A 2,252-nucleotide genomic window follows, 5' to 3' on the forward strand; every position below is an offset into this window, starting at 1 on the left:
ATATAGTGCTGACTTTATACAGTACAGAAGGGTGCCATCTATGTGAGATGGCATTCCAACTCACGGAACAGTTAAACATTAGTCATCATGTCAATGTTGTTGATATTGCATTCGATGATGAGCTCTTTTCCCGTTACGGGGTCACTATTCCCGTGCTCAAATTTGAAAGCTCTGACGGTTCTCAACACTCAGAGCTTAACTGGCCATTTGGCTTGTTAGAACTTAATGATTGGTTAAAGAAGAATGGCATTACTTACAATTCATAATGGGCAGTTAGCGTTTGGCGATCACCCATTATTAGACCGTGCAGACTTCGCACTGCAAGAAAATGAGCGTGTTTGTTTAGTAGGGCGCAATGGTGCCGGTAAGTCTACGTTGATGAAAGTGCTCTCTGGCAGCATCATCATGGACGACGGGAAGATGCAAATCACACAAGATGTGGTTGTGTCTCGCTTGGAACAAGATCCACCGCGTAACGAAGAAGGCACAGTTTATGATTATGTGGCTGGTGGCCTTGCAGAGATTGGCGAGCAGCTAAAGATCTATCATGATCTTCTTGATCTGATCGCAACCGACCCTAGTGAAAAGAATCTAAACCGTCTTACTCGTGTACAAGAGCAGTTGGATCACGCTAATGCATGGCGTTTTGAAGACCGTGTAACCAATGTTCTGGGCGCTCTAAAGCTGACTGCCGAAACTAAACTGACAGACCTTTCTGGTGGTTGGCAACGTAAAGCAGCCCTTGCTCGTGCGCTTGTGTGTGACCCTGACGTGCTTCTACTAGACGAACCGACTAACCACTTGGATGTTGCTACTATTGAATGGCTAGAAGGCTTCCTGAAAGACTTCCGCGGCTCAATCATCTTTATTTCGCACGACCGTGCATTCATTAAATCGATGGCAACACGTATCGTAGATCTTGATCGCGGTAAGCTGAGCTCTTTCCCTGGTGACTACGAAAATTACCTAGTTGAGAAAGAAGAAGCGCTTCGTGTTGAAGAGATGCAGAACGCTGAATTTGATAAAAAGCTCGCTCAGGAAGAAGTATGGATTCGTCAGGGCATCAAAGCTCGTCGTACTCGTAACGAAGGTCGCGTCCGTGCGCTTAAGAAGCTGCGTGAAGAGCGTTTGAATCGTCGTGAAGTGCAGGGTAAAGCGGTTATTCAAATCGATGATGCACAGCGTTCAGGTAAGATTGTATTTGAAGCTGAGAACATTAACTTTGGCTTCGAAGGCAAACAGATCGTTAAAGACTTCAGCTTCAACATCATGCGTGGCGATCGTATTGCTCTGATTGGTCCGAATGGTTGTGGTAAGAGTACGGTTCTTAAGTTGCTTCTTGATCAACTAAAACCTGATTCAGGTCGTTTGCATTGCGGTACGAAACTTGAAGTGGCTTACTTTGACCAATATCGTGAAATCCTTGACCCAGAGAAATCGGTTATCGATAACCTAGCGGATGGTAAGCAAGAAGTAACAGTAGGTGGCCGTGAGCGTCATGCGCTTAGCTACTTACAAGATTTCTTATTCTCTCCTAAACGCGCTCGTACTCCTGTTAAAGCGCTGTCTGGTGGTGAGAAAAACCGCCTGTTATTAGCTCGTATTTTCCTTAAATCGAACAACTTGCTGATTCTCGATGAGCCAACCAACGATCTAGATATCGAAACTTTGGAACTTTTAGAAGATTTGCTTGCCAACTATCAGGGTACGCTTCTTTTAGTAAGCCACGATCGTCAGTTTGTTGATAATACAGTGATGACAAGTTGGATCTTCGAAGGCAACGGCGTGATTGAAGAATTTGTTGGTGGCTACCACGATGCTCAACAACAAAGAAAGCAGGCGCTTGAATACCGACAGGTTGAAAAGCCATCAAAGCCAGCGAAAGTAGTTGAGGAAACTCCCAAAACTGCACCAGTTAAAGCTAAACCTAAGAAGTTATCGTATAAGCTACAGCGAGAGCTAGAAGCGTTACCACAACGTTTAGAAGAATTGGAAACACAAATTGAAGCTCTGCAGGAAGAAGTTAACGATCCAAGCTTCTTTTCGAAATCTGTAGAGCAGACACAGCCAGTTTTAGATAAGCTAACTGCAACAGAGCAGGAGCTTGAAGTTGCATTTGAGCGCTGGGAAGAGCTCGAGGCACTACAACAGGAAAGTTAAGAAGTAATAATGACTTGTACTAAATTTAAACTAACAACAGTTGCAGCCCTAGTTTTGGCTGCAACTAATGCCAACGCTGCGCTGTATAAGGT

Annotated in this window: 2 protein-coding genes; both read left to right on the plus strand. The window is 44.5% G+C overall.

The genetic code is table 11. The annotated features are described in order from the left end of the window. Positions 1 to 47: 47 nt before the first annotated feature. On the plus strand, positions 48 to 266 hold the full coding sequence (locus BCT81_RS01675) for a glutaredoxin family protein (RefSeq protein WP_004742309.1): 219 nt from the start codon (positions 48 to 50) through the stop codon (positions 264 to 266). Continuing rightward, entirely contained in the window at positions 244 to 2,160 is a 1,917-nt protein-coding gene (locus tag BCT81_RS01680) for an ABC transporter ATP-binding protein (protein WP_102423073.1), read from the plus strand. Before BCT81_RS01675 ends, BCT81_RS01680 begins: the two co-directional genes overlap by 23 nt. The last annotated feature ends 92 nt before the right edge of the window (positions 2,161 to 2,252 follow it).

Origin of the sequence: Vibrio sp. 10N.261.52.A1 (genome assembly GCF_002876325.1) — a bacterium.
In the GTDB taxonomy this organism is placed as follows: Bacteria; Pseudomonadota; Gammaproteobacteria; order Enterobacterales; family Vibrionaceae; genus Vibrio; species Vibrio chagasii.